This is a genomic window from Sphingobacterium sp. InxBP1 (genome assembly GCF_026191775.1).
Classification (GTDB): Bacteria; Bacteroidota; Bacteroidia; order Sphingobacteriales; family Sphingobacteriaceae; genus Sphingobacterium; species Sphingobacterium thalpophilum.
The window spans coordinates 1-22,938 of sequence record NZ_JAINDX010000043.1 but is presented as its reverse complement, the minus strand read 5'-3'; the positions used below and the strand labels follow the sequence as shown (position 1 = coordinate 22,938).

The following is a 22,938-nucleotide window of genomic DNA, read 5'->3' as shown; positions in this document are numbered from 1 at the left end:
TTGTTTATAAATACTTAACAAAAGTTTAGTTCTGTATTAATTCTCATGATTTACTTTTGATTGCGGGCGAAAAGCCTGTTAAATAGCAGGATCATGAGGTTTAATCAACGATTAAAAATGCGTATAAGCAAATTAGATGAGCGTTCTGTAGCCATACTTCTGGCAATAGCAGCATTTTTATGTTATACGAGTATGTATTCATTCCGGAAATCGTTTACCGCTACGAGCTTTTCCAATCAGTCTGTTCTCGGGATAGACTATAAAGTGATTATGGTCATTATACAGATGTTCGGTTATCTGTTCTCTAAATTTTATGGTATTCGATTTATTTCGGAGAGCAAACACAGCCATAGGGGCCGTTATTTAGTCACTTTAATCTGTGTTTCGTGGAGCGCCCTTCTGGCTTTTGCTCTTTTTCCCAGGCCCTGGAATGTCGCTTTTCTTTTTATCAATGGATTTCCACTGGGAATGGTCTGGGGTTTGGTTTTTAGCTATTTGGAAGGGCGACGGTTTACCGAGATCATGGGTGCTGTGATGTCTGTGAGCTTGGTATTCGCTTCCGGCCTGATTAAATCAGTGGGACGATTGCTCATGGTCACTGTGGGTGTCAATGAATTCTGGATGCCCTTTTTTACGGGAATGTTGTTTTTCCTTCCCTTCCTATTGTGTGTCTGGGTGCTGGAAAATGCACCGGGACCCACTTCTCAGGACAAATTCCTGCGGACCGAAAGAGTGGCAATGGATGCGGCAATGCGCAGAAGTTTCTTTAGTATGTTTATGCCGGGTATTGCATTGACAGTCATAATTTATAGCATGTTGACAATTTTGCGGGATGTCAGGGATAATTTTGAGATTGAGATCTGGCAGATGCTGCATCTTAAAGGTGTGGGCATCTTTGCAAAGGTGGACGGGGTCATCGCTTTGGCCGTGTTAGTTTTGATAGGTGGGTTAATTGTTATTAAGGATAATCTGAAAGCATTTAAGCTGATTCATTATATGATTATTGCTGGCTTTCTAATTACCGGTGTATCTAATTACTTATTTACGAATCAGTGTATTGGGGGACTTAGTTGGATGCTCCTGGTTGGTCTGGGGTTATATATGGCTTATATTCCCTACAATGCGATATTCTTTGAGCGGATGATAGCAACCTATCAGATGAAAAGCAATATTGGATTTGTGATGTATATGGCCGACGCCGTGGGTTATCTTGGAAGCTTCCTAGTCCTCATGAACAAAGAATTTTTACCAACTTCCGTCAGTTGGGGAGAATATTTTATTCATTTGGTTTACGTGGCTTCGGCTATCGGCGCTATCTTAAGTATCTTTTCTTTTATATATTTTGTCCGAAAGAAAGAACGGATAAAAGATGAAAAAGAGGGGGAGGGGGCCAAAGCTTGGCAGGCATCCACGACTACAGTACAAATAGTAAAATGAAAATATATTAAAAAAATGGGAACAGATACATATGATCTAATTGTGGTCGGAGGGGGGATCTTAGGAACTTTCCATGCGTACCATGCATTGAAGAAAGGATTGCGCGTGCTTCAACTGGAAAAGGATAATTTTCCAGTAGGTTCCACAGTACGTAATTTTGGTCAGGTCGTACCGTCCGGTATGGCCGGAGAGTGGTTTGACTATGGTGTGCGGGGATTAGATATCTATCAGTCTATCCAAAAGGAAATGGATATATCTGTCCGAAACAATGGTAGCATTTATATTGCATCCGATATGGACGAGGTGCAGGTTATCCACGAATTAGCAGCACATTATCATACAAAAGGCTATGTACATGAGCTGTACTCCAAAGACCAGATCTTGTCCAAGTATCCAGATTTGAATCCTAATTATGTCAAAGAAGCCATTGTCTTTGACCAGGAGCTCAGCATAGAGCCTGAAGTTATGATTCAAAAGCTGCATGTTTTTATGCGCACCAAGTTTGAAAAATATGTGTTGAAATACGATACGACCGTGATCACCTGTGAGGAGGGGAATGACAAGGCCAGTATAACAACAAGCGGTCTTGAAGTTTTCGAGGCAACGAAAGTTCTTATTTGTAACGGGTACGAGTTTAAGATTCTGTATCGTGAGCTATTTAATGATAGTGGTTTAGAAATCAGTAAACTGCAGATGATGCGAACCAAGCCATTGTCACAGCTTTATCTCCCCGGCAATATTCTGACGGGACTGACCATCCGCCGTTATGAAAGCTTTGAGGAATATTGTCCTTCATTCCAGAGCATTCCTATACCTGAATATTATCAGGAACTGCGCAAATATGGTATTCATATTTTATTCAAACAAGCTGCCGACGGCAGTATCATTATTGGGGACTCGCATGAATATGCAGCGGCAAACTGCCTTGATGAACTGGGGTTTGCGGTGAGCAGCCATATCAATGAGTTGATGATCGCAGAAGCTAATCGCATTGTCCCACTAAAAAAAGACTGGATTGCTTCTTCCTGGGCTGGGTTTTATTCCCAGCATAAAGACCATATGCTGGAGATTGATATCAGCCCACGTATACACATCCGTACGGGTATCGGGGGGAAGGGCATGACTGCCAGCGCTGGGTACGCGGAACAGAGTATCGAAAAGCTTGTTTAGCATGATGTTCCCTACAAGACCAAAAAGGTCCGGCAGCTGTAAAGGCTGCCGGACCTTTTTGGTTGTTGCTATCCTGACACTACGAAATAAAATTTCTGAAGTCACGACCTAGCGGCTTGCAGGGCCCGTATACAAAAAAACGTTTTTTACTCAGTAAAGGCGCCAACTATTTTTTAGCGAGGTTGTTTAATAGATAATGCGTGTAAACGCAATATTTCCTTATTGTTTATGCGTTGACTGATGTTTTTGTTAACTTCACAAACGCAAAAACCAAATTAACGGATATAAATACATGGCAAATCGGATTTTTCCTGAAAATGAAAGAGCTAGGATTGAAAAATTAAAATCTTACGAATTAATGGGACTAGGTAAAGATCCTGAATTGGATGTATTTGCACAGGCGGCGTGTTTAATCACCGACTGTCCTGCTGCTTTGATTGCTATGATGGAAGAGGAAACCCAACGCATCCAAAGCTGCGTCGGAATAGAACTGGACACTGTGGAAAGGAAAAATACGATCTGCCAGTATACTATTATGAGTCAGGAGTTACTTGTCATTGAAGACACCTTTTCGGATGAACGTTCATCAGGCAATCCGCTGATCCGGGAGGGAAATATCCGTTTTTATGCTGGCGTACCGCTCATGGATGATGAGGGCGATGCATTAGGTACCATTTGTGTTATCGACTTTCAGCCTAAGACGCTGTCGGACAAACAGCGAAATTCGCTGGTGGAACTCGGAAGAGCAGTATCCAAGCTTTTGCTTGGAAAAAAGAGAAAAGTACAAGCCGGTTATTTCTCCGAGATATTCCATTTGACCAATAATATCATTTGTGTATTAGATAAAGCACATCTTATTAAAGATATCAACCCCGCGTTCTCTAAAATACTCGGTTTGTCGAGATCAGATAGTATTGGTCAATCCATTTTAAATCTATTGCAGGACGAGGATAACAGCTTGCAAGCGACGCTTGCCCAGCTAACTAATCTTTCTCATGGAGCTCAGTCGACAACATATACTGAAATACCACAACGTGGTACGGTAATCATCGAGTGGCATTTTAAATATGATGTTGCGAACGATGAAATTCTGGCATTTGGACGGGATGTGACAAAAGAACGCAATGAAAAGCTAAAATTGGAAAACTCTGAACGTCGCTTTCGTAGTTTTTTTGAGAATGCCATTGGTTTGATGAGTATGCATGATATGGAAGGTAACATCCTAGCCGTTAACGAAAGAGGTAGGGAAATACTCAAATATGAAAAGGCGGAGGTTCGAAGTTTGAATCTTAAACAACTGGTACCAACGCAGAACGTGGACCTTGTTGTCGAGTATTTGAAGCGGATCGCAAAAAATAAAGAAGATTCGGGTATGATGGTGTTGCAGACGAAAGAAGGAGAAAATATCTCATGGTTATATCACAATATGGTAGAAACAGATGAGAATGGGCAATCTTATGTCGTCAGTACAGCTCTAAATATGACGGAGCGTCTCCGCCTGGAAAACGATTTATTACATACTAAACAAATCTTGGAGCAGACAAATGCCGTGGCTCAGGTGGGTGGTTGGGAAGTTAACTTGGCCGAAAATAAGATATATTGGTCCGACATGACCAAACTGATTCACGGGGTGGATCAAAACTTTACGCCAGATTTCGAGCATGCCATTGGCTTTTACGAGCCCGAGAGTCAGGAAAAATTGCGGGATATATTCGCGGAGGCCATTACCACTGGCAAGCCGTATGATACCGAATTACGGCTGCTAAAACAGGACGGTGTTGCAATTTGGGTCAGAGTGAAAGGGATACCAGAGTTTGACAACGGTAGCTGCAAGCGGGTATTCGGTATCATTCAGGATATCGATCAGAGTAAATCGCTTTATCTGGAACTCGAACGTAAAGAGTCCATGTTGCGCGCTTTCGTCAATTATGTTCCGGCATCGGTGGCGATGTTTGACCGTGATTTTAACTTTGTATCATTAAGTAATCAATGGATAGAGGATTTCCATAAAGACGGGGGAGATTTGCTCAACCGCAATCTATTTGAGCTTTTTCCACAGATTCCAGATCAAAGAAAAAAGATTTATCTCGCGGCGCTGGATGGTGTCCCCTATAAGAATACGGACGAAGTCATTCAGGTCGGAGGGATAGCCGAACCTCAGCATTTTAATTGGGAAGTAAGACCTTGGCATCTTAGCGACGGAAGTATTGGAGGGATTATCATTTTTACACAAAACATCACCGAGTCCGTGAAAATCAACGCGGAACTAAAACGGGCTAAGGAATTGGCGGATTTGGCAAGCAGAGCGAAATCGGAGTTTCTCGCAAACATGAGTCACGAAATTCGGACCCCGCTAAATGGCGTTATCGGTTTTTCAGATCTCCTATTGAAGACTCCACTTAACGATATTCAAAGTCAATATTTGGGCTATATCAACGAATCGGGTAATAATCTGCTGAATATCATTAATGATATTCTGGATTTTTCAAAAATTGAGTCGGGAAAGCTGGAGCTTTTTGTGGATAAATACAATGTGTATGATATCGCGAATCAGGTGATCAACGTGGTATTGTATCAGGCTCAACGCAAAGAAGTCGAATTGCTTCTCAATATTGAGCAAGGACTTCCGGCATTGATTTGGATCGATGAAGCCCGTATAAAGCAAGTGTTGATTAACTTACTGGGGAATGCCGTTAAGTTTACCGAAAAAGGTGAGATAGAATTCAAAATCAGTAAACTTCATCATGAAGAGGGGAAGCTAACGTTGCGGTTTGAGGTCAGAGATACAGGCATAGGTATTCCAGTTGAAAAGCAACAGCGTATTTTTGATGCCTTTACTCAGGAAGACAGTTCGGTCAGCAAACGTTACGGCGGAACTGGACTTGGCTTGACCATCTCTAACAATCTGTTGAAATATATGGGCAGTCAATTAAATCTATACAGCGAGGTCGGTAAAGGATCTACATTTTATTTTGATTTAAATGTGGCTTGTGAAGAGATTGTTTATGAGGATGATATGTTGCCTTTGAATCGTGTGCTGGTAGTGGATGACAATGCGAATAACCGGATGATCATCCAGCATATGTTAGCCTTCAAAGAGGTTGATTCTGTACTTGCTGAGAACGGTATGGAAGCGCTTCAACTGCTTATGAAAGGTGAGCGTTTTGATGTTATTCTGATGGATTACCACATGCCTATACTGTCAGGACTGGAAACAATAGAAAAGATCAAGGAACTCTTTCGTCAGCAGGGAGAGGGTATACCCTTGATCGTATTACATACCTCCTCGGAAGAACATGAAGTCATTTCGTCATTTAGACAGGAAGAACGCTCATTTTGTTTGCTTAAGCCCATTAAGTCGGACGAATTGTATCAGACCTTACGGAAGGCAATACAGCAAAATAAAGAAGACGTTGTTTTGTCCGATGGCCGGGAGGGGCTAACTTTTGCTGACACCTATGGTAAAGGTATTGAGGTTCTATTGGCTGATGATAATGCGGTTAACATGGCGCTAAATACACGGATGATGAATAGCATTATGCCAGATGCTATATTAACGGAAGTGTCAAACGGGGCTGAAGCGATTCAAGCATGTACAGCGAAAACATTTGGTCTCATTTTAATGGATGTACAGATGCCGGAAGTAGACGGTATTGAAGCATGCAGGCGAATCCGGCAGATGGACAAGTATGTTGATACACCCATAATTGGTATAACCGCAGGAAATGTGCTTGGCGAGAAAGAACGCTGCCTTGAGGCAGGAATGTCAGATTTTCTGGCAAAACCAATCCGGCAGCAGGATCTTTTCGATGCCTTACAGCGAGTATTACCGATAGTTACGGAAAAGCGAGACGTAGAAACTGATGAACATCTGGATATGAAACGTCTGGCCGAACAAACAGGTGATGATCCGGCATTCCTGAGTTTTTTTCTCGATCTGGTCATCCAGGAGATTACCTCAGCACGGCAGCATATCACAGAAGCTAAAAACGGGAAAGACCGTCAACGTTTAAAAGAGCTGCTTCATAAATTGCGGGGGACTTCAGGTACGGCGGGACTTGTAAAACTTGCTCAGCTTACCAACGAACTTGAAAGTCATGTATCTACAACAGATGATCTGGAAGCAGCCTTAATACCCATTGAAAGGGAAATAGAAACCGGAATAAAATTGATTACAAAAATCTTAAATAAATAGTGTTATGTTGATCTTACTTGCCGAAGACGATGAATTGATTCTGCGTACCGTGGAGCATAAGTTAATAAATGAAGGACATGAGGTTATTTTAACCCGCAACGGACAGGAAGCGATTGAAAAAATTAGCCAGCTGGATCTAGACCTTATTGTAACCGATATTATGATGCCTTTTGCTTCTGGAATAGAAATTTTATCAGCCATAAAAAACTTTGGGAAGAGTATACCGGTTATAGTATTGTCGAGCATGGGCCAGGAAGAAGTTGTCGTTGACGCATTTGATCTCGGAGCAGCAGATTTTATGGTCAAACCTTTCAGTCCGAATGAACTTGTGCTTAGAATCAAACGATTAACAAATAGTAAATAAACATAATATCGTATGCAGCATCAGGTCGTGCTTCATGAACTTATTGTAGCCATCATCGTGGTGCTCATTTTCGTGTTGTTGTTAATCATCGCGGTTTTGAGTTATAGTTTTTACAGCTATCGTATTCTTCATCACAGGCAGTTGTGGACGCAGATAATCGAGCATAAAATTATGAAGACAATCGTTGGAAGCGATGATTCCGATAATAGTGACGTGAAATTTGCCACTTATATACGTGAGCCCTCGTTCCGGAAACTCTTTTTACATTTGCTAATAAATGCTGAGCGCAAATTTTCAGGCGTTGCCAAGCAGTCAATCGCGAAGTTATTCAGTGATTTTAAACTGGAAGATGAGGCCTGGCGAAAGTTGCGTCAACGTGAAGCTTATCTGATTGCAGGTGGCATTCAGGAGCTGGCCGCGATGTCAGTCCATGAGGCCATTCCTACGATTTTAACAAAATTGAACGACCCCAGACCCGCCGTTTATCAGGAAGCACAATATGCTTTGGTGAGCTTTAAGGGCTATGAGGGGTTAAGCTTCCTAAATACTTTTGATCGTCCTTTGTCCGATTGGCAACAGCTGCGTTTGCTCTATTCCATACATATCGTGCCGGAAGCATCCGAACCAAGTATTACATTGTGGCTCGCCAGCGCTAATGCTTCAGTGGTTATATTTACTTTAAGACTTATTCGCAAATTTAGGCTTATGAGCATGTACGATGCCGTGCAAAGGCTGTTGACACATACAATAACAGCGGTTCGTATACAAGCAGTCCGCACTATGCAGGCAATAGAGAACGGCACAACTATGGATCAGCTGATCAACGGTTTTAATGGGCAGCCTGTCGATGTGCAGCTTGAGATTTTAAAATCAATGAAAAAGTCCAGAAGCAGGGATTGTGTGTCTTTTCTAAAAACACAGCTCTTGCACTGCGAAAAAAATGCAATTAAGATCGCCGCTGCAGAAGTTCTTGTTGTCCTAGGACAAGAAAAGTATCTGCGCGAGATAGCAAGGGGAACAACTAAGGATACTGCCCTTACACATATTATTAACCACGCGTTACAAGAGAAGCAATGTTAGAATTTGGCCATATAGTATATGAGATTGTTGTTTGGTTATTCCTGCTTTATTCAGCAGCTGTTTTTATCATCTATACTTGGATAGGCTTGTATGCCTACGGAGCTGTGTTTCGGTACAAGCATGATAATAGCTTCACCGATTATGGCATCATTGCTACGAACCCCAACGCGCCAACATTCAGCTTAATAGCTCCAGCCTTTAACGAGGGTATGACAATTGTTGAAAATGTACGTTCATTATTGTCCCTGTACTATCACAATCTGGAAATTATTATAGTCAATGACGGAAGTCGTGACGATTCTATGCTCAAGCTCATAGAGGCTTATGCGCTCGAGCAAGTCTCATTCTTCGTGCAGGGAGACATCGAAACCAAACCGATACGGGGAATTTATAAGAGCAAAAATCCGGCGTTCAAAAAACTGGTGGTTGTTGATAAGGAAAATGGAGGCAAGGCTGATGCCCTCAATGTTGGTGTGAATATTTCCTCGGGAGACTATATTGTCTGTATTGACGTAGATTGTATTTTGGAGCAGGATGCTATTCTACGGTTAGCCAAGCCTTTTTTAGAACAAACAGATAAACGCGTGATAGCCTGTGGAGGCGTCATACGGCTTGCGAATAACTGTAAAGTCGTGAACGGAACGGTTGTGGATGTAAATCTACCGAAAACGTGGATAGGGCGCACCCAGGCCTTGGAGTATATACGGGCATTTATTTTAGGGCGGATGGCATGGTCACGGGCGTCGGGGTTAATTTTGATTTCGGGCGCTTTTGGTGCTTTCGATAGGCAGATCGTATTAGCGTGTGGCGGGTATGACCGTAATACAGTAGGTGAAGATATGGAACTTGTCGTTCGCATGCGGCGTTATATGGAGGAGGAAAAATTACCTTATGAAGTGGTGAATATTCCGGATCCATTGTGCTGGACTGAGGTGCCCGAATCAAAAGATGTATTACGTAAACAACGTAACCGCTGGATGCGGGGTACTATGGAGACGTTATGGAAGCACCGTAAACTGTTGTTTAATCCGAAATATGGACGTTTGGGAATGATTAGTATGCCTTATTGGTTTTTCTTCGAATTTCTGGGACCTCTGGTAGAATTTTCTGGTTATGTTGTTTTTCTGATCTTTTTTATACTTGGAATTATAAACTGGCCGTTTTTCTTCGCATTGTTTGCTCTTGTTCTAGCTTCGGGTATTCTATATTCAATTTATGCAATTTTGGTGGATCTTGTGAGCCATCAGGTCTACAGTAAGAAGCGTGACCTGTCGACATTAATCACTACTGCGGTTCTGGAACCATTTTATTTTCATCCATTGGTTGTCAAGGCCGCCGTGCAGGGAGTAGCGGATTACTTCCGGAAGAAACATAGCTGGGGAGAAATGACGAGGCAGGGCTTCCAGCAACGAAATGCAAACGAGCCGGTATGGAAGTATATCCGAAACCAGTTCAGTTTTGCATTACAGCTCCTGGGCCCGTCGCTTTTGGTCTTCTTTACACTATACATGTTCTCCATCGCCGTAGAATGGTGGTGGTATCACAGCCGTTTTGTACAGCTGGCCGAAACGCATGCCGGGCGTCATTTGTTCATTGACAACCTCTTATTCGTGTTTCAGTCGATAGCCGTTTTGGGAGTTCTTTATTTACTCGTTCAGTTTGTAAGCCGTTTTTGGGCAAAATTGATGTTGGTTGTGTCACTTTCATTTATTATAGTGATGCAATTTATTCTGTTTTTATATTTTGGGGAATCCCGAAACCTGCTGGGGGCGGATGTGTTTTATTACAGTTCGGACGAAATGAAACAGATTCTTGACGCCAGCGGTATGTTGAACCTGACTAATATTGCTTTGCTACTTTTGTTGATAGTTGCCGCCTGGACGCCACTGTGGCTGGTCAATAAACGACCATTTAAAAACGCATATCCGAGTATGATTTTGATCGGTTTCGGGTTATTATCGTTTTTTATTTCTCCAGCGCTATATTCTGACGGAAAATTGGAGAGGGATGAATTTGCGAACAATGCAAGCCGGAGTAAGTGGCGTTATTTTTTTGACTCCAATTTATCCGATTATGTGAATGAGCATCCGGGAGTGTTAGCTTACCTCTCAAAAAGAGAAGAATCTTCCACAGAAATAAATGTAAAATATCCTTTTTTAAAAAATGAGGACACTAGAGATTTTCTTGGGACATACCTGGAAAAATCTGAAAGAGCGCCCAATCTTGTCGTTCTTATTATTGAAGGGCTGGGGCATGCTTACAGTTCGGACAATGGATATATAGGAAACTTTACTCCGTTTATTGATTCCCTAAAGTCGCATTCACTTTATTGGGAGAATAATATAAGTTCTTCTGGACGTACTTTTTCCGTCCTTCCGACCTTAACCGGTTCTTTGCCTTTTGGTATGCACGGTTTTTTGGAGCAGGATAGTCTTCCCGCTAATTTTAATCTATTTAATATTCTACAGGCAAACGGTTTTAAAACTGGCTTTTTCTACGGTGGACATTCAAACTTTGATTTTATGAAAAAGTTTATGCTGTTCAATCGAATCGACGCGTTAGTTGATCAGGATGCCTTTGGTCCCCCGTATAAAAAGCTGCCCGAAAAAAGTGGCGAAAGCTGGGGATATGAAGACCAGGCGGTGTTTAGTAAATTGTTAGAGGTACAACATATTGCAGAACAGCCTTACTTTCACGTACTTTTAACCTTGTCAACACATAATCCTTTCCTGATCAATAATGCCGGCCACTATGAACAGCTGTTTGACCAGCGGCTTGCGGCTCTTCATCTGTCTGGAGAACGCAAAAAATGGGCTTTGGAGAACCGGAAGCAGCTTATTTCGGTATTGAATCTAGATGACGCAATGCGGCAATTTTTTACTGCCTATAGTAAGCGGCCCGATTTTGCCAATACTCTTTTTCTGATCACAGGAGACCACGCTATGCCTGAAGTACCGTTGCAGAGCAAAATTGACCGTTATCACGTTCCTTTATTATTGTATTCGCCTTTACTAAAGACATCTCATAATTTTCGTCATATTGTGAGTCATTTTGATGTAGCCCCTTCTATATTGGCCTATTACCGCGAAAATTACGGTTTAAATACACCGGATCAGGTAGCATGGATCGGACGGGGATTGGATAAGGGTATTTCAGCAGAAGGTGATGGTATTGCCATGATGCAGAGTAAAAACCAGCTTATCGATTTTTTGCTGGGTAATTATCACTTTTCAGAAGGACAACTTTATCGGCTGGATGGAAAGCTCAATGCAGAACTAGCTGACGAACCTGCAGTCCTGGAATCCTTATCCCGAAAATTTGAACTCTTTAAGCGCAAAAACAAATTGTTTTATACAGAGAAGCAGCTGTTACCGGATAGCGTATTTATCAGCTACTTCAATAAGTTGCGCAAGCCTTAAAATTTGCGAATATAGCCCAAAATAATATCTAATTGATTGCCTTTTTCGTTTGGCCTGAATTCTTGGTTGTAGTAGGTGCAGGAGACAGAAAACAAATTGCTTTGCCGGACTGAAAGGTTATATTCACCACCTATTTTGAATGTTTTTAGTTTATATAAGGCATTATCCAATAGATTGTTTCTGTTTTCCTCGGGGCTTAGACCGGTACCAATGATGAAACCGAGATAATCGTTTGCCCCCTTTGTATAATAACGGACAGTGCCTGTATAGGACTGTGAGATATTTTTCTCATCTGGAGTAAGATAGGTTCGTAAGTTGAACCAATAGTTTTGATAATACTTGCCTACTGAGGCTGTATACATCCAGATATTGTCGCTAAAATAAAGCTGACGGTAGCCTACTTCCGCTTCGAAACTGTTGGGAAGATTAGCATAAATCGATGCTCCAGTCCGGTATTTGGCAAAAATGCCCACATTGTTGGAGTATCCCGCTCCTAAGTACAGGTAAAACATTTTTGAAAGACGTGGATATGCTTCCAGCTCAAACTGCACACCATTTTCTGCAAATTTATTCGCATAATTCGTTCTGAAAATAAGAGATCCAAAGTTGGTCGCCCTTTTGTAACTCAAGCCCAGGATATGCCAGTTGTCATCGAATTGCTTATCAAAATAGACGAAGTTGTAGGTTAGGCCGACCGCATTTTTTGCGGTATATTCTTCTATGTTTTTGGCAAGCGATCTCGCGTCAGCATTTTTTGGATTGATTTTCAACAACTGTCGCACAGCATTTTCGGCTACCTCATAATGGTTTGTGCTGTAGTTGATTTTTGCTTTAAGCAGCAGCAGATCCTGAGACTCAGGATGTATATTGAGGCCCCTATCGGTTATTTCAGTTGCCCTATCAGCCTGGTTGTTCCAATACTCCAGAGCGGCATAGGCCAGAAAAAAGTCTTCATCTGTAGTTTTTTTGTTGTCCAGATCGGTAAAGATCGTTCGCGCGGAATCAATTTTGTCGGACCATGTGTAGAGCCGACCCAGAAAAATACGGATATCTGTATAATCAGGAGCTTGGGTGAGTGCTTGCTTTGCCAGTTGAATGGCCTGCGGATAATCCTTCGTGTCAAAAGCTACTTTTCGGGCTTTCAAAAATAGGTCATCTGCCGTGATTGTGCTCTCCTGCGCGACGGAGAATAAGGGCAATAAAACAAGGGGGAGTAGTGGATACAATACTTTTTTCATTCCGAATGTATAGTTGACATGTTAAGCCTGCTAATATATAACTAAAAATAGCGAATTTTGTTTTTTCGCTTGCATTTTTGGCCAACTTCCACAGATGTGATCCGTTCGACGCACTATTTAACCCGAAATTTGACGCCACTGTTAAAACTCTATCTGACTAAAGCGCCAATGATAGGTGTCAATAAGCGTTAATTGATCCCTATCTACTGGTAGGCCCGCGGCGATTTTAAGTACCTGCATAGCCATCATGCTGCCCACTATTCCGGGGAGGGGGCCTAGAACTCCGTTCATATCGCAGTTGGGAACCTGTCCGGGAGCGGGAGCGATAGGGAAAAGGTCCAGTAGATTTTTGCTGCCTTTGTAATTAAATACTGCCATTTGTCCTTCAAAGGCATGTATGCTTCCGTACACCAATGGCTTGTTGAGTATTAGGCAGGTTTCATTCAGTAAATACCGTGTCTCAAAATTGTCGCAGCAATCGACGATAATATCGTATGGCGCAAGCATTGCTGAGGCGTTATCGGCCTCGATTTTAATGTGAAAGGCTTGAAAATCAAGGGCGCTATTAAGCTGTAGGATCTGTTTGGCTGCACTCACCGTTTTCGCTGTACCGACATGTTGTTCTGTATGAATGACCTGTCTGTTCAAATTATGCATTTCGACCTTGTCGAAATCCACAAGTGCAAGCTGGCCAACGCCGGCGGCAGCCAGATATTGCAATACCGGACTTCCAAGCCCGCCGGCGCCGACGACCAACACCTTGCTGCTCATGATTTTCCGCTGTCCTGAAACACCAATTTCTTCAATAAATATTTGTCTGCTGTAGCGTTCGAAAATAGGATCCTTCTCCATATAAATTATTGTATTATCCCCGAATACGTACGCTCCCAGTCTTTCATAACCGGCGCATAACCCATTTTACGGATCTGTTTTTTTATTGTTTCCATATCTCTTTCGTCACTGACTTCAAATTGTTCCAAGGCCTGTGGGTCGACGACATAGCCGCCGGGATTTGTCTTGGAGGCTGCACTCATGGTTGTCACGCCAATTGGGATGATATGATCTCTAAAGTTCTCGTTCTCGCGTGTGGAGATGGATATCTCCAGATTTTCATTCCACAGACGGTAGGCACAGATGAGCTGCAATAAATGTCTGTCAGAAAGATGGAAATTGGGCGCCTCTGAGCCTGCTGCCGGTCGCAGTCGCGGGAAAGAGACTGAAAAGCGGGTTTGCCAGTATTGCTTTTCTAAATAATCGATGTGGACCGCGGCGAAAAAGCTGTCCACCCGCCAGTCTTCGAGACCCAAAAGTACGCCCAGCCCGATTTTATGAATGCCAGCCTGTCCGATGCGGTCCGGAGTATCCAGACGGTAGTCAAAATTTGATTTCTTGCCCTTTGGATGATAGGTCTTGTATACCTCCTGATGGTAGGTTTCCTGATAAACCAGAATGGCATATACACCCGCAGATTGTAACCGTTTATAGTCCTCCAGCTCCAGCGGCTGTACTTCGATTGATATTTGAGAAAAATATGGTTTTAACAACTGTATCGCGTTTATAAAATAGTCTGTACCAACGGTTTTATTCGCTTCTCCACTGACCAACAATACGTGCTCGATCCCCATGGATTTGAGAGCCATTGCCTCCAGCATTAACTCGGCGTTGTTGAGAGTCTTTCGTTTAATTTTATTATCCATACTAAATCCACAGTAGGTACAGATATTCTGGCATTCATTGCTGAGATAAAGTGGCGCATAGAGTTGGATGGTTTTTCCAAAACGACGCTGAGTGATTTTTTTGGTTTTGTCAGCCATCTGTTCCAGATAAGGGGTGGCGATAGGGGAAATAAGCACCATAAAATCCGATAGGTTTAGATGGGTTTTGCTTAAAGTGTCTTGTACGTCCCGTTCGGAAGTGTTATAAATTTTCTTTTGAACGTCTTCCCAATGGTATTGTTGGAATACATGTTTAAAGGAGCTCATATTCGCTATTAATCAAATAAAAAAGAAGTTAAAGGACTTGAATTTACAGCACGGGAAACTACAGGACCCAAGCCCGCTTCATAAGCCCTCCGGCCAGCGTTAACTGCGTCCTTAAACGCCCGGGCCATCTCGGATGGATTGTCCGAAACAGCAATGGCGGTATTGACGAGAACCGCATCGGCTCCAATTTCCATTGCCTTCGCGGCATCGGAAGGCGAGCCGATCCCTGCATCCACGACGACGGGCACGGTACTTTGCTCAATGATGATTTCTAAAAAATCTAAGGTGCGAAGGCCTTTGTTACTTCCGATTGGGGCACCTAAGGGCATGACAACAGCTGTTCCTGCATTCTCTAGACGCTTACAAAGTACGGGATCCGCATGGATATAAGGCATGACGACAAACCCCATTTTGGCCAGTGTCTCGGTCGCCCGCAAAGTTTCAACCGGATCGGGCAGTAAATACCGGGGATCGGGATGAATTTCCAGTTTTACCCAGTTGGTTTCGAGCGCTTCCCGGGCCAATTGTGCAGCCAGAACCGCTTCTTCTGCTGTTCGCGCTCCAGAAGTGTTGGGGAGTAGATCGACTGTCATACGGTTCAGTCTGCCAATGAGATCGTCTTCCAAAGTGTTCTGATCTACCCGCTTAAGGGCGACAGTAACCAGTCGTGTTCCTGAAGCCATAATCGCTTCACTCATTTCATCTAGGTTGCCGAATTTGCCTGTCCCCAGGAACAATCGAGAGTCAAAATGGCGGTCGGCTATTTGTAGTGTGTGCATGATAAAAAGTTTTGAATAGATGATATAAGCTGAGGTGTCTCTGTCAGCAGTCCTGAGAGGGAAACACCGTATATTCCAGTGGCCAATAAATTTTGGATGTCCGTTAGGCTTGCAATGCCACCGATAGCGAAAATCGGAGGAACGAAGGGACTTGCATGTTGGATCACTTCCATCATGCTCTTGTATCCGTCTATACCGAGCAAGGGACTTAATTTATGTTTTGTGCGGGTATGTTTGAAGGGGCCCAGACCGATATAGTCACATTGTTCACTAATGCGCTGCTGTACGTCCTCAATGCGGTTGGCCGTCCCGCCGATAATCTTTTGGGGACCTAAAATCTGCCGGGCCACGGCGATGCCGCAATCATCCAGGCCCAGGTGCACACCGTGGGCATCCAGATCTTTAGCAAGTTGCACATCATCGTTGATGATACATTTAGCCCCAAATTGATCGCAGGCTTGCATGGTGTGTATCGCCAACGCCGCTAACTGCTTCTCGTCAGCCTGCTTCCATCGGATCTGAATCCATTTTGCCCCCGCGTCCAATGCGCGCAATATGTTGGTCTTCTGTTGGGCAAATGTCAGCCCCTGTGAAATATATTGTAGTCTTGGGAGAGTGTCTCTTTGCATAGTATAAAATTTTGTATGGGGTCGGGCTGGCACCATAAGCTGCCCAGTAGCGCTATGCCATCTACACCGGCTTGTAGAGCAAGGAGGCAGTTTGTCGCTGTGATTCCGCCCAGAGCAATTAAATTTACGTTGAAATTGCAGCGAAAAGCCAATTGATCCAATACCGTATCCCGCTCTCCGTAACCACTTTTGGAAATACTGGGAAATACCGGGCTTAAAAATGCATAATCCCAGCAGTCTTCCAAGGTATTGAACTTCTGTATCTGATGCACTGAGGTGGAGCAGATACAGTTGGCGAACTGCTTGTCGAATAGGCCGCGCGACCGCCTTTGCTCATTTATGTGAACACGGTAAATGCCGAGAGCAGCGGACAGGTGGGGATGTGAGTGAAGGACCAGCCTAGAATGGTATTGCTCACCAATAGATGCGATGTATCGGCACATCTGCGCATCCGTAAAATGATATTTACGTAAATGTAAGAGGTCCAGTCCCTGCTCAAAAAGAGCAGGGATGATTTCCAGTTCGCCTACAACGGTTTCTTCTGCGGTCAGCGCTATGATCATAAGTAAATTTCCTTGCCTTGGGCGATAAATTCCTGTGATTTTTCGAGCATACCCTGTGCCGCAGTGTCTCTGATTTCCTGTGTAATCTTCATCGAACAAAATTTTGGACCGCACATCGAACAGAAATGGGCTACCTTTGCGGCGTCGGCCGGCAAGGTCTCATCATGATATTCACGTGCCGTATCAGGATCGAGCGATAGGTTAAATTGGTCCTCCCAGCGGAATTCAAATCGCGCTTTGCTGAGTGCGTTATCCCGGTATTGCGCGCCGGGATGACCCTTGGCCAGGTCAGCCGCATGAGCTGCCAGTTTGTAGGTGATGACACCATCTTTAACATCTTTTTTGTTGGGAAGGCCGAGATGCTCCTTAGGGGTCACATAGCAGAGCATGGCACATCCATACCAGCCGATCATCGCCGCTCCGATCGCAGAGGTAATATGGTCATATCCGGGAGCAATATCGGTGGTCAACGGCCCTAATGTATAGAAGGGAGCCTCGTCACAGCAGGCCAGCTGTTTGTCCATATTTTCTTTAATGAGTTGCATAGGCACATGACCTGGCCCCTCGATCATCACCTGAACATCGTGTTTCCAGGCAATTTTTGTCAATTCACCCAAGGTTTCCAGTTCGGCAAATTGTGCTGCATCATTGGCGTCCGCAATGGCGCCGGGACGTAAACCATCACCCAGAGAGAAGGCCACGTCATACTGTTTCATAATCTGGCAGATTTCTTCAAAATGGGTGTAAAGAAAGTTTTCCCGATGATGGAAGAGACACCATTTGGCCATAATGGACCCTCCTCGGGAAACGATGCCGGTCACGCGGTTGGCTGTCAGATGAATATAGCGCAGCAGTACCCCAGCATGGATTGTAAAATACGAAACGCCCTGTTCTGCCTGCTCAATCAATGTATCCCGAAATATCTCCCAGGTCAGATCTTCGGCCACACCTTTTACTTTTTCAAGTGCTTGATAGATCGGAACTGTTCCGATTGGAACAGGCGAATTGCGGATAATCCATTCACGTGTTTCGTGTATATTTTTACCGGTCGACAGGTCCATAATCGTATCAGCACCCCAACGGCAGGCCCATACTGCTTTTTCAACCTCCTCTTCAATGCTCGAACTTACGGCACTGTTACCGATGTTGGCATTAATTTTTACCAAAAAATTGCGGCCGATGATCATTGGCTCGCTTTCGGGATGGTTGATGTTATTGGGAATAATGGCTCTTCCCGCCGCAATTTCCTCACGCACAAATTCGGGAGTAATGTATTTTCCAGCAGTTCTGGCACCAAAATTCTCGCCCTGATGCTGCTGATCCATTCCGGGGGTACAGTTGGCGAGCTGGTCTATACGCTGATTTTCACGAATGGCCACATATTCCATCTCTGGCGTGATAATGCCTTTTTTCGCATAGTGCAGCTGGGTCACATTTTTGCCTTTGTCGGCGACTTTCGGTTTATGACTGTAGGCGAAGCGCAAGCTGTCAAGAGACTTGTCGGCAAGCCGTTTTCTTCCGTATTCCGAACTGATTCCATCCAGCTGGACGACATCATTTCGGTCCAATATCCATTGTTCACGAAGACGAGGAAGCCCCTTGCGTATGTCTATGGCGGTATTCTCATCGGTATAAGGTCCAGATGTATCGTAGACGGTAACGGGCGGATTGAACTCCTCCTGGCCGTTGCTCAGCTTTGTCGAGCTGAGCTGGATCTGACGCATTGCTACCTGGATGGGGTAAAGTGTTCCGGGAACAAAAACTTTTTTGGAATTCGGAAAGGGTGTCTGTGTGATGTTTTGTGATGTCATGGTAAGGAAATTAGTGCTGTGTGAAAGACTTTCTTTTGAAATAGTTTACCCACCTTGTGTCGCGGTGATCAGAAGGATTTGGTCGTTGGCCTTCAGCGGTGTAGAGGCCCAAATATGCTGTGGTACAACACGGTTATTGACAGCGACTGCGACACCTTGTGTTTTGTCTGCTAGTTCTGCCTGTAAAAGCTCTTCCAAAGAGTGGGGGGCGGGGTCGAAAAAACGGGTTTGATGATTGATCGTAAGTTCCATTCCTAATTATTATTTTAATACCACTTTAGGAATGGCCACAAAAAGATACACTAGGTATCCTGTAGACATCGCACTTTTCCCTACGCCAGTATGATCTGGATCAGGTTCTAAGGGTAAAATCTCAGCCTGCATATGCAGACACCCCTAAAGCTGATGCTAAGATAATATAATTTGAATGAATAAAACAATGATATCTATTAATTTTTTGAAATAAGCAGGACAGTGCAGCATAGTTCGCTATCTTAAAAAATAATTGATACTTTAGTTAATAGAATAGCTAAAACAATTTAATAGACCAAAATGCGGAAGATATTATCGATACTCATGCTATGTACAGCTACTGTCGTAAGCGGGTGGCAAATGCAACAATGTCTACCTATTCGTTTAACCTGTGAACATCTTCAAAACCCTTTAGGGGTGGATCAAGCGGCTCCCAGATTAAGCTGGCAACTGGATGACAACCGGCAGGGCGCTTTACAAACAGCCTATCAGGTTATGGTCGATGGCGATTCTCTTGCACTCTTAAAAGATAAAGCGGATGTCTGGAATAGCGGGATACAGAAAAGTGCAGCCATGCTTGTACAATATGCAGGTAATGTATTGAAACCGCAGACGAAATATTTTTGGAAAGTACGTGTTTGGGATAAGTACGGGAAAGCCTGCACCTCTACAATTGCTTCCTTTGAGACGGGAATGATGCAGGCGGACCGCTGGAAAGGAAAATGGATCAGTGACCAGCACGATAGGCATGAACGGTCAGCTCCTTATTTTAGACGAGCATTCGGTGCGGACAAACCGATCAAATCCGCCCGGATTTATATCGCTGCCGCTGGTCTTTATGAACTGTCGATCAATGGCAGAAGGGTCGGTGATCATCGTCTTGACCCTATGTTTACGCGCTACGATAGACGGACGTTGTATGTTGTGGAAGATGTGACGGCGCAGCTTCGGCAAGGTAAAAATGCCATTGGAGTTATATTGGGAAATGGCTGGTATAACCATCAGCCTTTAGCAGTTTGGAACTTTGATCAGGCACCTTGGCGAGACCGGCCAGCATTTCGCCTGGATCTTCGTATCGTCTATCAGGACGGGTCAGAGGAGACAATCATTTCTGACAAGAGCTGGAAGACATCTGCGGGACCTATTCGTTATAATAATATTTATACTGGTGAACACTATGATGCGCGTCTTGAAATGCCGGGCTGGGATCGGTCCGAATTTGATGATTCCAAATGGGAAGCTGTCCGGTATCGGAAGCCGCCATCTTCGCAGCTAGTATCCCAGCTGCTCGTTCCCATCCGTCTGGTCAAATCCTATGTGCCAAAAGCAGTCAAAAAAATAAATGCTAATACGTATGTATTCGACTTTGGGCAAAATATGGCTGGCGTGACGCGAATAAAAGTTGGCGGGCCAGCGGGAACGGTTGTGCGTATGAAACATGGGGAACGTCTTCTTGAAGATGGCCATGTGGATCAATCCAATATTGATGTTTACTACAGGGGCAACAAAGAACTGGAGCCTTTTCAAACAGATTTGTTGACACTCAGCGGCCGTGAGAAAGACGAATTTATGGCAAAATTTGGATATAAGGGATTCCGTTATGTTGAGATCAACAGCAGCCAGCCAATTGTATTGGATAGCTCATCCATTACTGCCTATTTTATGCACAGCGATGTAAGCCCTGTCGGACATCTGAAAACATCTTCTCCATTGATCAACCGTCTGTGGGCAGCAACAAATAATGCTTACTTGTCCAATTTGATGGGGTATCCGACAGACTGTCCCCAACGTGAAAAGAACGGCTGGACAGGAGATGGGCATCTGGCCATTGAAACAGCACTGTACAATTTCGACGCCATTACGGTTTATGAAAAATGGATGGCCGATCATCGGGACGAACAGCAGCCCAACGGCGTGTTGCCCGATATTATTCCGACGGGAGGATGGGGATATGGAACTGCAAATGGATTGGATTGGACCAGCACGATAGCCATCATCCCTTGGCAAACCTATCTATTTTATGGTGACCCCAGTTTGCTGGCGTCCTGTTATGAGAATATCAAGAGGTATGTGGATTATGTGGACAGCATCAGCCCCAATGGCCTGACCACCTTTGGTAGGGGAGACTGGGTGCCTGTTAAGTCCGTATCAAATCTGGAGCTCACTTCCTCGGTTTATTTTTACGCGGATGCAACTATATTAGCCAGCGCAGCTAAATTGTTCAGAAAAACAGCGGATCAGTTGAAATACGAGGCGTTGAGCAATAAAATCAAAAATGCCATCAACGCCAAGTTTCTGGATGTCTCAAAAGGCATCTACAGCAATGGCACACAAACCGAACTGAGTGTCCCCTTATACTGGGGAGTAGTACCCGAGGAAATGAAATATTCCGTTGCTGCAAATCTGAATAAAAAGGTAGTGGAAACAGGTTATCATCTGGATGTGGGCGTGCTTGGATCAAAAGCACTATTAACGGCGCTAAAGGACAATGGCTTCGGTGACACAGCGTATAAAGTCGCGGTTCAGGATACCTATCCATCTTGGGGGTGGTGGATCGTCAATGGGGCAACGACCTTGCTTGAGAACTGGGATCTCAAAGCCACACGCGACATTTCAGATAACCACATGATGTTTGGTGAAATTGGCGGCTGGTTCTATAAATCGATAGGGGGCATACTGCCGGATACTGCGCACCCCGGCTTTAAGCATATTCTTTTGAAGCCCATTTTCCCTGAAGGTTTAGCGGAATCATCGATCAGCTATGATTCACCTTATGGCCAGATTTCTTCCCATTGGAAGTCTAGTAATGGTTTTGTGCGGTACGAAGTCAAAATCCCAGCAAATGCATCAGCGACATTCTATCCACCTATTGATTGTGAGGATAGACGAGTAATCTCACTCGAAGCGGGTAAACATACACTCCACCTCAAATTAAAGGTAAGAGAGCAAAATTAAAATTACCCACCGCTCAGCTTTTTGGAAAGCTGCTTTTCGTCATTGCAGCCAAGCTTGCCGCGTTGACTGTCGCGTATGCATTTTGATCATTGTCAAAGTAGACGAATACATCTTTGCCTTGGGTTTGCCAGGAAGTACAACGTTCTGCCCATTCTCTCAGGCTCGTGTCGTCATATTTACCTTGATATTTTTCTCCAGGGCCATGTAGACGAATGTAAACAAAATCGGCAGTAACCTTGACCGGACTCTGATATCCCGCCAGATCATAGATACAATAAGCACAGCCATGTTTATCCAGTAGTTCATAGATGGCGGAACTGTTCCAGCTGTGGTTGCGGAACTCGAAGGCAAAGCGGTGTTGGGCAGGCAGCAGCAATAAAAAATCCCGGAAACGCTCAATATTCACATTCCAGCTTGGCGGTAGCTGAAACAATATGGGCCCCAATTTATGTTGTAAGCCTTCTGCTCGCCGTATAAAGTCCGTGACTGTAGCCTGATCGACTTTGAGCTTTTTAAGATGGGAGATAAAACGGCTCCCTTTTACAGAGAAAATAAAACTATCCGGAACTTTTTTATACCAGGTTACAAAAGTGTCCAGTTCGGGTAGCCGGTAGAAGGAATTGTTGATCTCTACAGTGGTAAAGTTTCTGACGTAGTAATCGAGCTGATCGCGCTCATTAAGATCTTTGGGATAAAATATACTTTTCCAATGTTTATAGTGCCATCCTGATGTGCCGATGTAAATGTTTCCTTTTTTCATAATAACATTATCTGTCTAACTTGTTACGGTCAGGGGAACCCTTTATCAGGGGACAATGGCTAGCTCCTTAAAGTTTTGCACAGCATAGAAATTATGATGGAGAACTGAGGGCGGCGCAGCAGGTAAACGAAGAAAGCCTCACTGATCCAGTGAGGCTTTCTTCGTACCTAGGGCGGGAATCGAACCCGCACTCGCTTTAGGGCGAACAGGATTTTAAGTCCTGCGTGTCTACCAGTTCCACCACCTAGGCAGGTGAGCGAAAAACGAGATTCGAACTCGCGACCCCAACCTTGGCAAGGTTGTG

Annotated in this window: 16 protein-coding genes, 1 tRNA gene and 1 riboswitch; of the genes, 7 read left to right on the top strand and 10 right to left on the bottom strand. The window is 44.0% G+C overall.

Going from position 1 to position 22,938, the window contains the following annotated elements; all coding sequences use genetic code 11:
- The first annotated feature begins 117 nt into the window (after positions 1 to 117).
- From K7A41_RS09610 to K7A41_RS09585, 6 genes are all read left to right on the top strand, one after another.
- Positions 118 to 1,437, top strand: coding sequence for a DUF5690 family protein (locus tag K7A41_RS09610; RefSeq protein WP_265713566.1), 1,320 nt, complete (start codon positions 118 to 120; stop codon positions 1,435 to 1,437).
- Positions 1,438 to 1,452: 15 nt separating this feature from the next.
- Positions 1,453 to 2,607, top strand: a complete 1,155-nt coding sequence (locus K7A41_RS09605; protein WP_265713565.1) for a TIGR03364 family FAD-dependent oxidoreductase — start codon at positions 1,453 to 1,455, stop codon at positions 2,605 to 2,607.
- A 292-nt stretch (positions 2,608 to 2,899) separates the two neighbouring features.
- Complete coding sequence (locus K7A41_RS09600) at positions 2,900 to 6,802, top strand: response regulator (RefSeq protein ID WP_265713564.1); 3,903 nt, start codon at positions 2,900 to 2,902, stop codon at positions 6,800 to 6,802.
- 4 nt (positions 6,803 to 6,806) lie between these two features.
- Positions 6,807 to 7,166, top strand: coding sequence for a response regulator transcription factor (locus K7A41_RS09595; RefSeq protein WP_028068310.1), 360 nt, complete (start codon positions 6,807 to 6,809; stop codon positions 7,164 to 7,166).
- A 12-nt stretch (positions 7,167 to 7,178) separates the two neighbouring features.
- The gene (locus tag K7A41_RS09590; RefSeq protein WP_028068309.1) at positions 7,179 to 8,246 is read left to right on the top strand and encodes a hypothetical protein; all 1,068 of its coding nucleotides are present in this window, start codon (positions 7,179 to 7,181) and stop codon (positions 8,244 to 8,246) included.
- Positions 8,240 to 11,665: a sulfatase-like hydrolase/transferase gene (locus K7A41_RS09585; RefSeq protein WP_028068308.1), complete on the top strand. Its 3,426-nt coding sequence runs from the start codon at positions 8,240 to 8,242 to the stop codon at positions 11,663 to 11,665. Before K7A41_RS09590 ends, K7A41_RS09585 begins: the two co-directional genes overlap by 7 nt.
- Here K7A41_RS09585 and K7A41_RS09580 read toward each other — a convergent pair.
- The 8 genes from K7A41_RS09580 to thiS form a co-directional block, all read right to left on the bottom strand.
- A complete protein-coding gene (locus K7A41_RS09580) occupies positions 11,662 to 12,903 on the bottom strand; it encodes a YaiO family outer membrane beta-barrel protein (protein WP_028068307.1) in 1,242 nt (413 codons plus the stop codon). The genes K7A41_RS09585 and K7A41_RS09580 overlap by 4 nt on opposite strands.
- Before the next feature lie 141 nt (positions 12,904 to 13,044).
- Positions 13,045 to 13,755, bottom strand: coding sequence for a HesA/MoeB/ThiF family protein (locus K7A41_RS09575; RefSeq protein ID WP_265713563.1), 711 nt, complete (start codon positions 13,753 to 13,755; stop codon positions 13,045 to 13,047).
- A gap of 5 nt (positions 13,756 to 13,760) precedes the next feature.
- The gene (gene thiH / locus K7A41_RS09570; RefSeq protein WP_265713562.1) at positions 13,761 to 14,885 is read right to left on the bottom strand and encodes a 2-iminoacetate synthase ThiH; all 1,125 of its coding nucleotides are present in this window, start codon (positions 14,883 to 14,885) and stop codon (positions 13,761 to 13,763) included.
- Positions 14,886 to 14,893: 8 nt separating this feature from the next.
- Positions 14,894 to 15,664: a thiazole synthase gene (locus tag K7A41_RS09565; protein WP_028068304.1), complete on the bottom strand. Its 771-nt coding sequence runs from the start codon at positions 15,662 to 15,664 to the stop codon at positions 14,894 to 14,896.
- A complete protein-coding gene (locus K7A41_RS09560; RefSeq protein ID WP_028068303.1) occupies positions 15,646 to 16,293 on the bottom strand; it encodes a thiamine phosphate synthase in 648 nt (215 codons plus the stop codon). Before K7A41_RS09560 ends, K7A41_RS09565 begins: the two co-directional genes overlap by 19 nt.
- A complete protein-coding gene (locus K7A41_RS09555; protein WP_265713561.1) occupies positions 16,245 to 16,856 on the bottom strand; it encodes a thiamine phosphate synthase in 612 nt (203 codons plus the stop codon). The genes K7A41_RS09560 and K7A41_RS09555 overlap by 49 nt, the downstream gene beginning before the upstream one ends.
- Complete coding sequence (gene thiC / locus K7A41_RS09550; protein ID WP_028068301.1) at positions 16,853 to 18,667, bottom strand: phosphomethylpyrimidine synthase ThiC; 1,815 nt, start codon at positions 18,665 to 18,667, stop codon at positions 16,853 to 16,855. The genes K7A41_RS09555 and thiC overlap by 4 nt, the downstream gene beginning before the upstream one ends.
- A 45-nt stretch (positions 18,668 to 18,712) precedes the next feature.
- On the bottom strand, positions 18,713 to 18,919 hold the full coding sequence (gene thiS, locus K7A41_RS09545; protein ID WP_028068300.1) for a sulfur carrier protein ThiS: 207 nt from the start codon (positions 18,917 to 18,919) through the stop codon (positions 18,713 to 18,715).
- A gap of 60 nt (positions 18,920 to 18,979) precedes the next feature.
- Positions 18,980 to 19,075, bottom strand: a riboswitch (TPP riboswitch).
- Positions 19,076 to 19,219: 144 nt separating this feature from the next.
- On the opposite strand from thiS, the gene K7A41_RS09540 reads away from it, so the two are divergent.
- Positions 19,220 to 21,874, top strand: a complete 2,655-nt coding sequence (locus K7A41_RS09540) for an alpha-L-rhamnosidase (RefSeq protein ID WP_265713560.1) — start codon at positions 19,220 to 19,222, stop codon at positions 21,872 to 21,874.
- A gap of 13 nt (positions 21,875 to 21,887) precedes the next feature.
- On the opposite strand, the gene K7A41_RS09535 is transcribed toward K7A41_RS09540, so the two are convergent.
- Both K7A41_RS09535 and K7A41_RS09530 read right to left on the bottom strand, forming a co-directional pair.
- Positions 21,888 to 22,634 carry a DUF72 domain-containing protein gene (locus K7A41_RS09535; protein WP_265713559.1) on the bottom strand — a complete coding sequence of 249 codons (747 nt, stop codon included), beginning with the start codon at positions 22,632 to 22,634 and terminating at the stop codon, positions 21,888 to 21,890.
- 164 nt (positions 22,635 to 22,798) lie between these two features.
- Positions 22,799 to 22,884, bottom strand: a tRNA-Leu gene (locus tag K7A41_RS09530).
- Positions 22,885 to 22,938 lie beyond the last annotated feature (54 nt).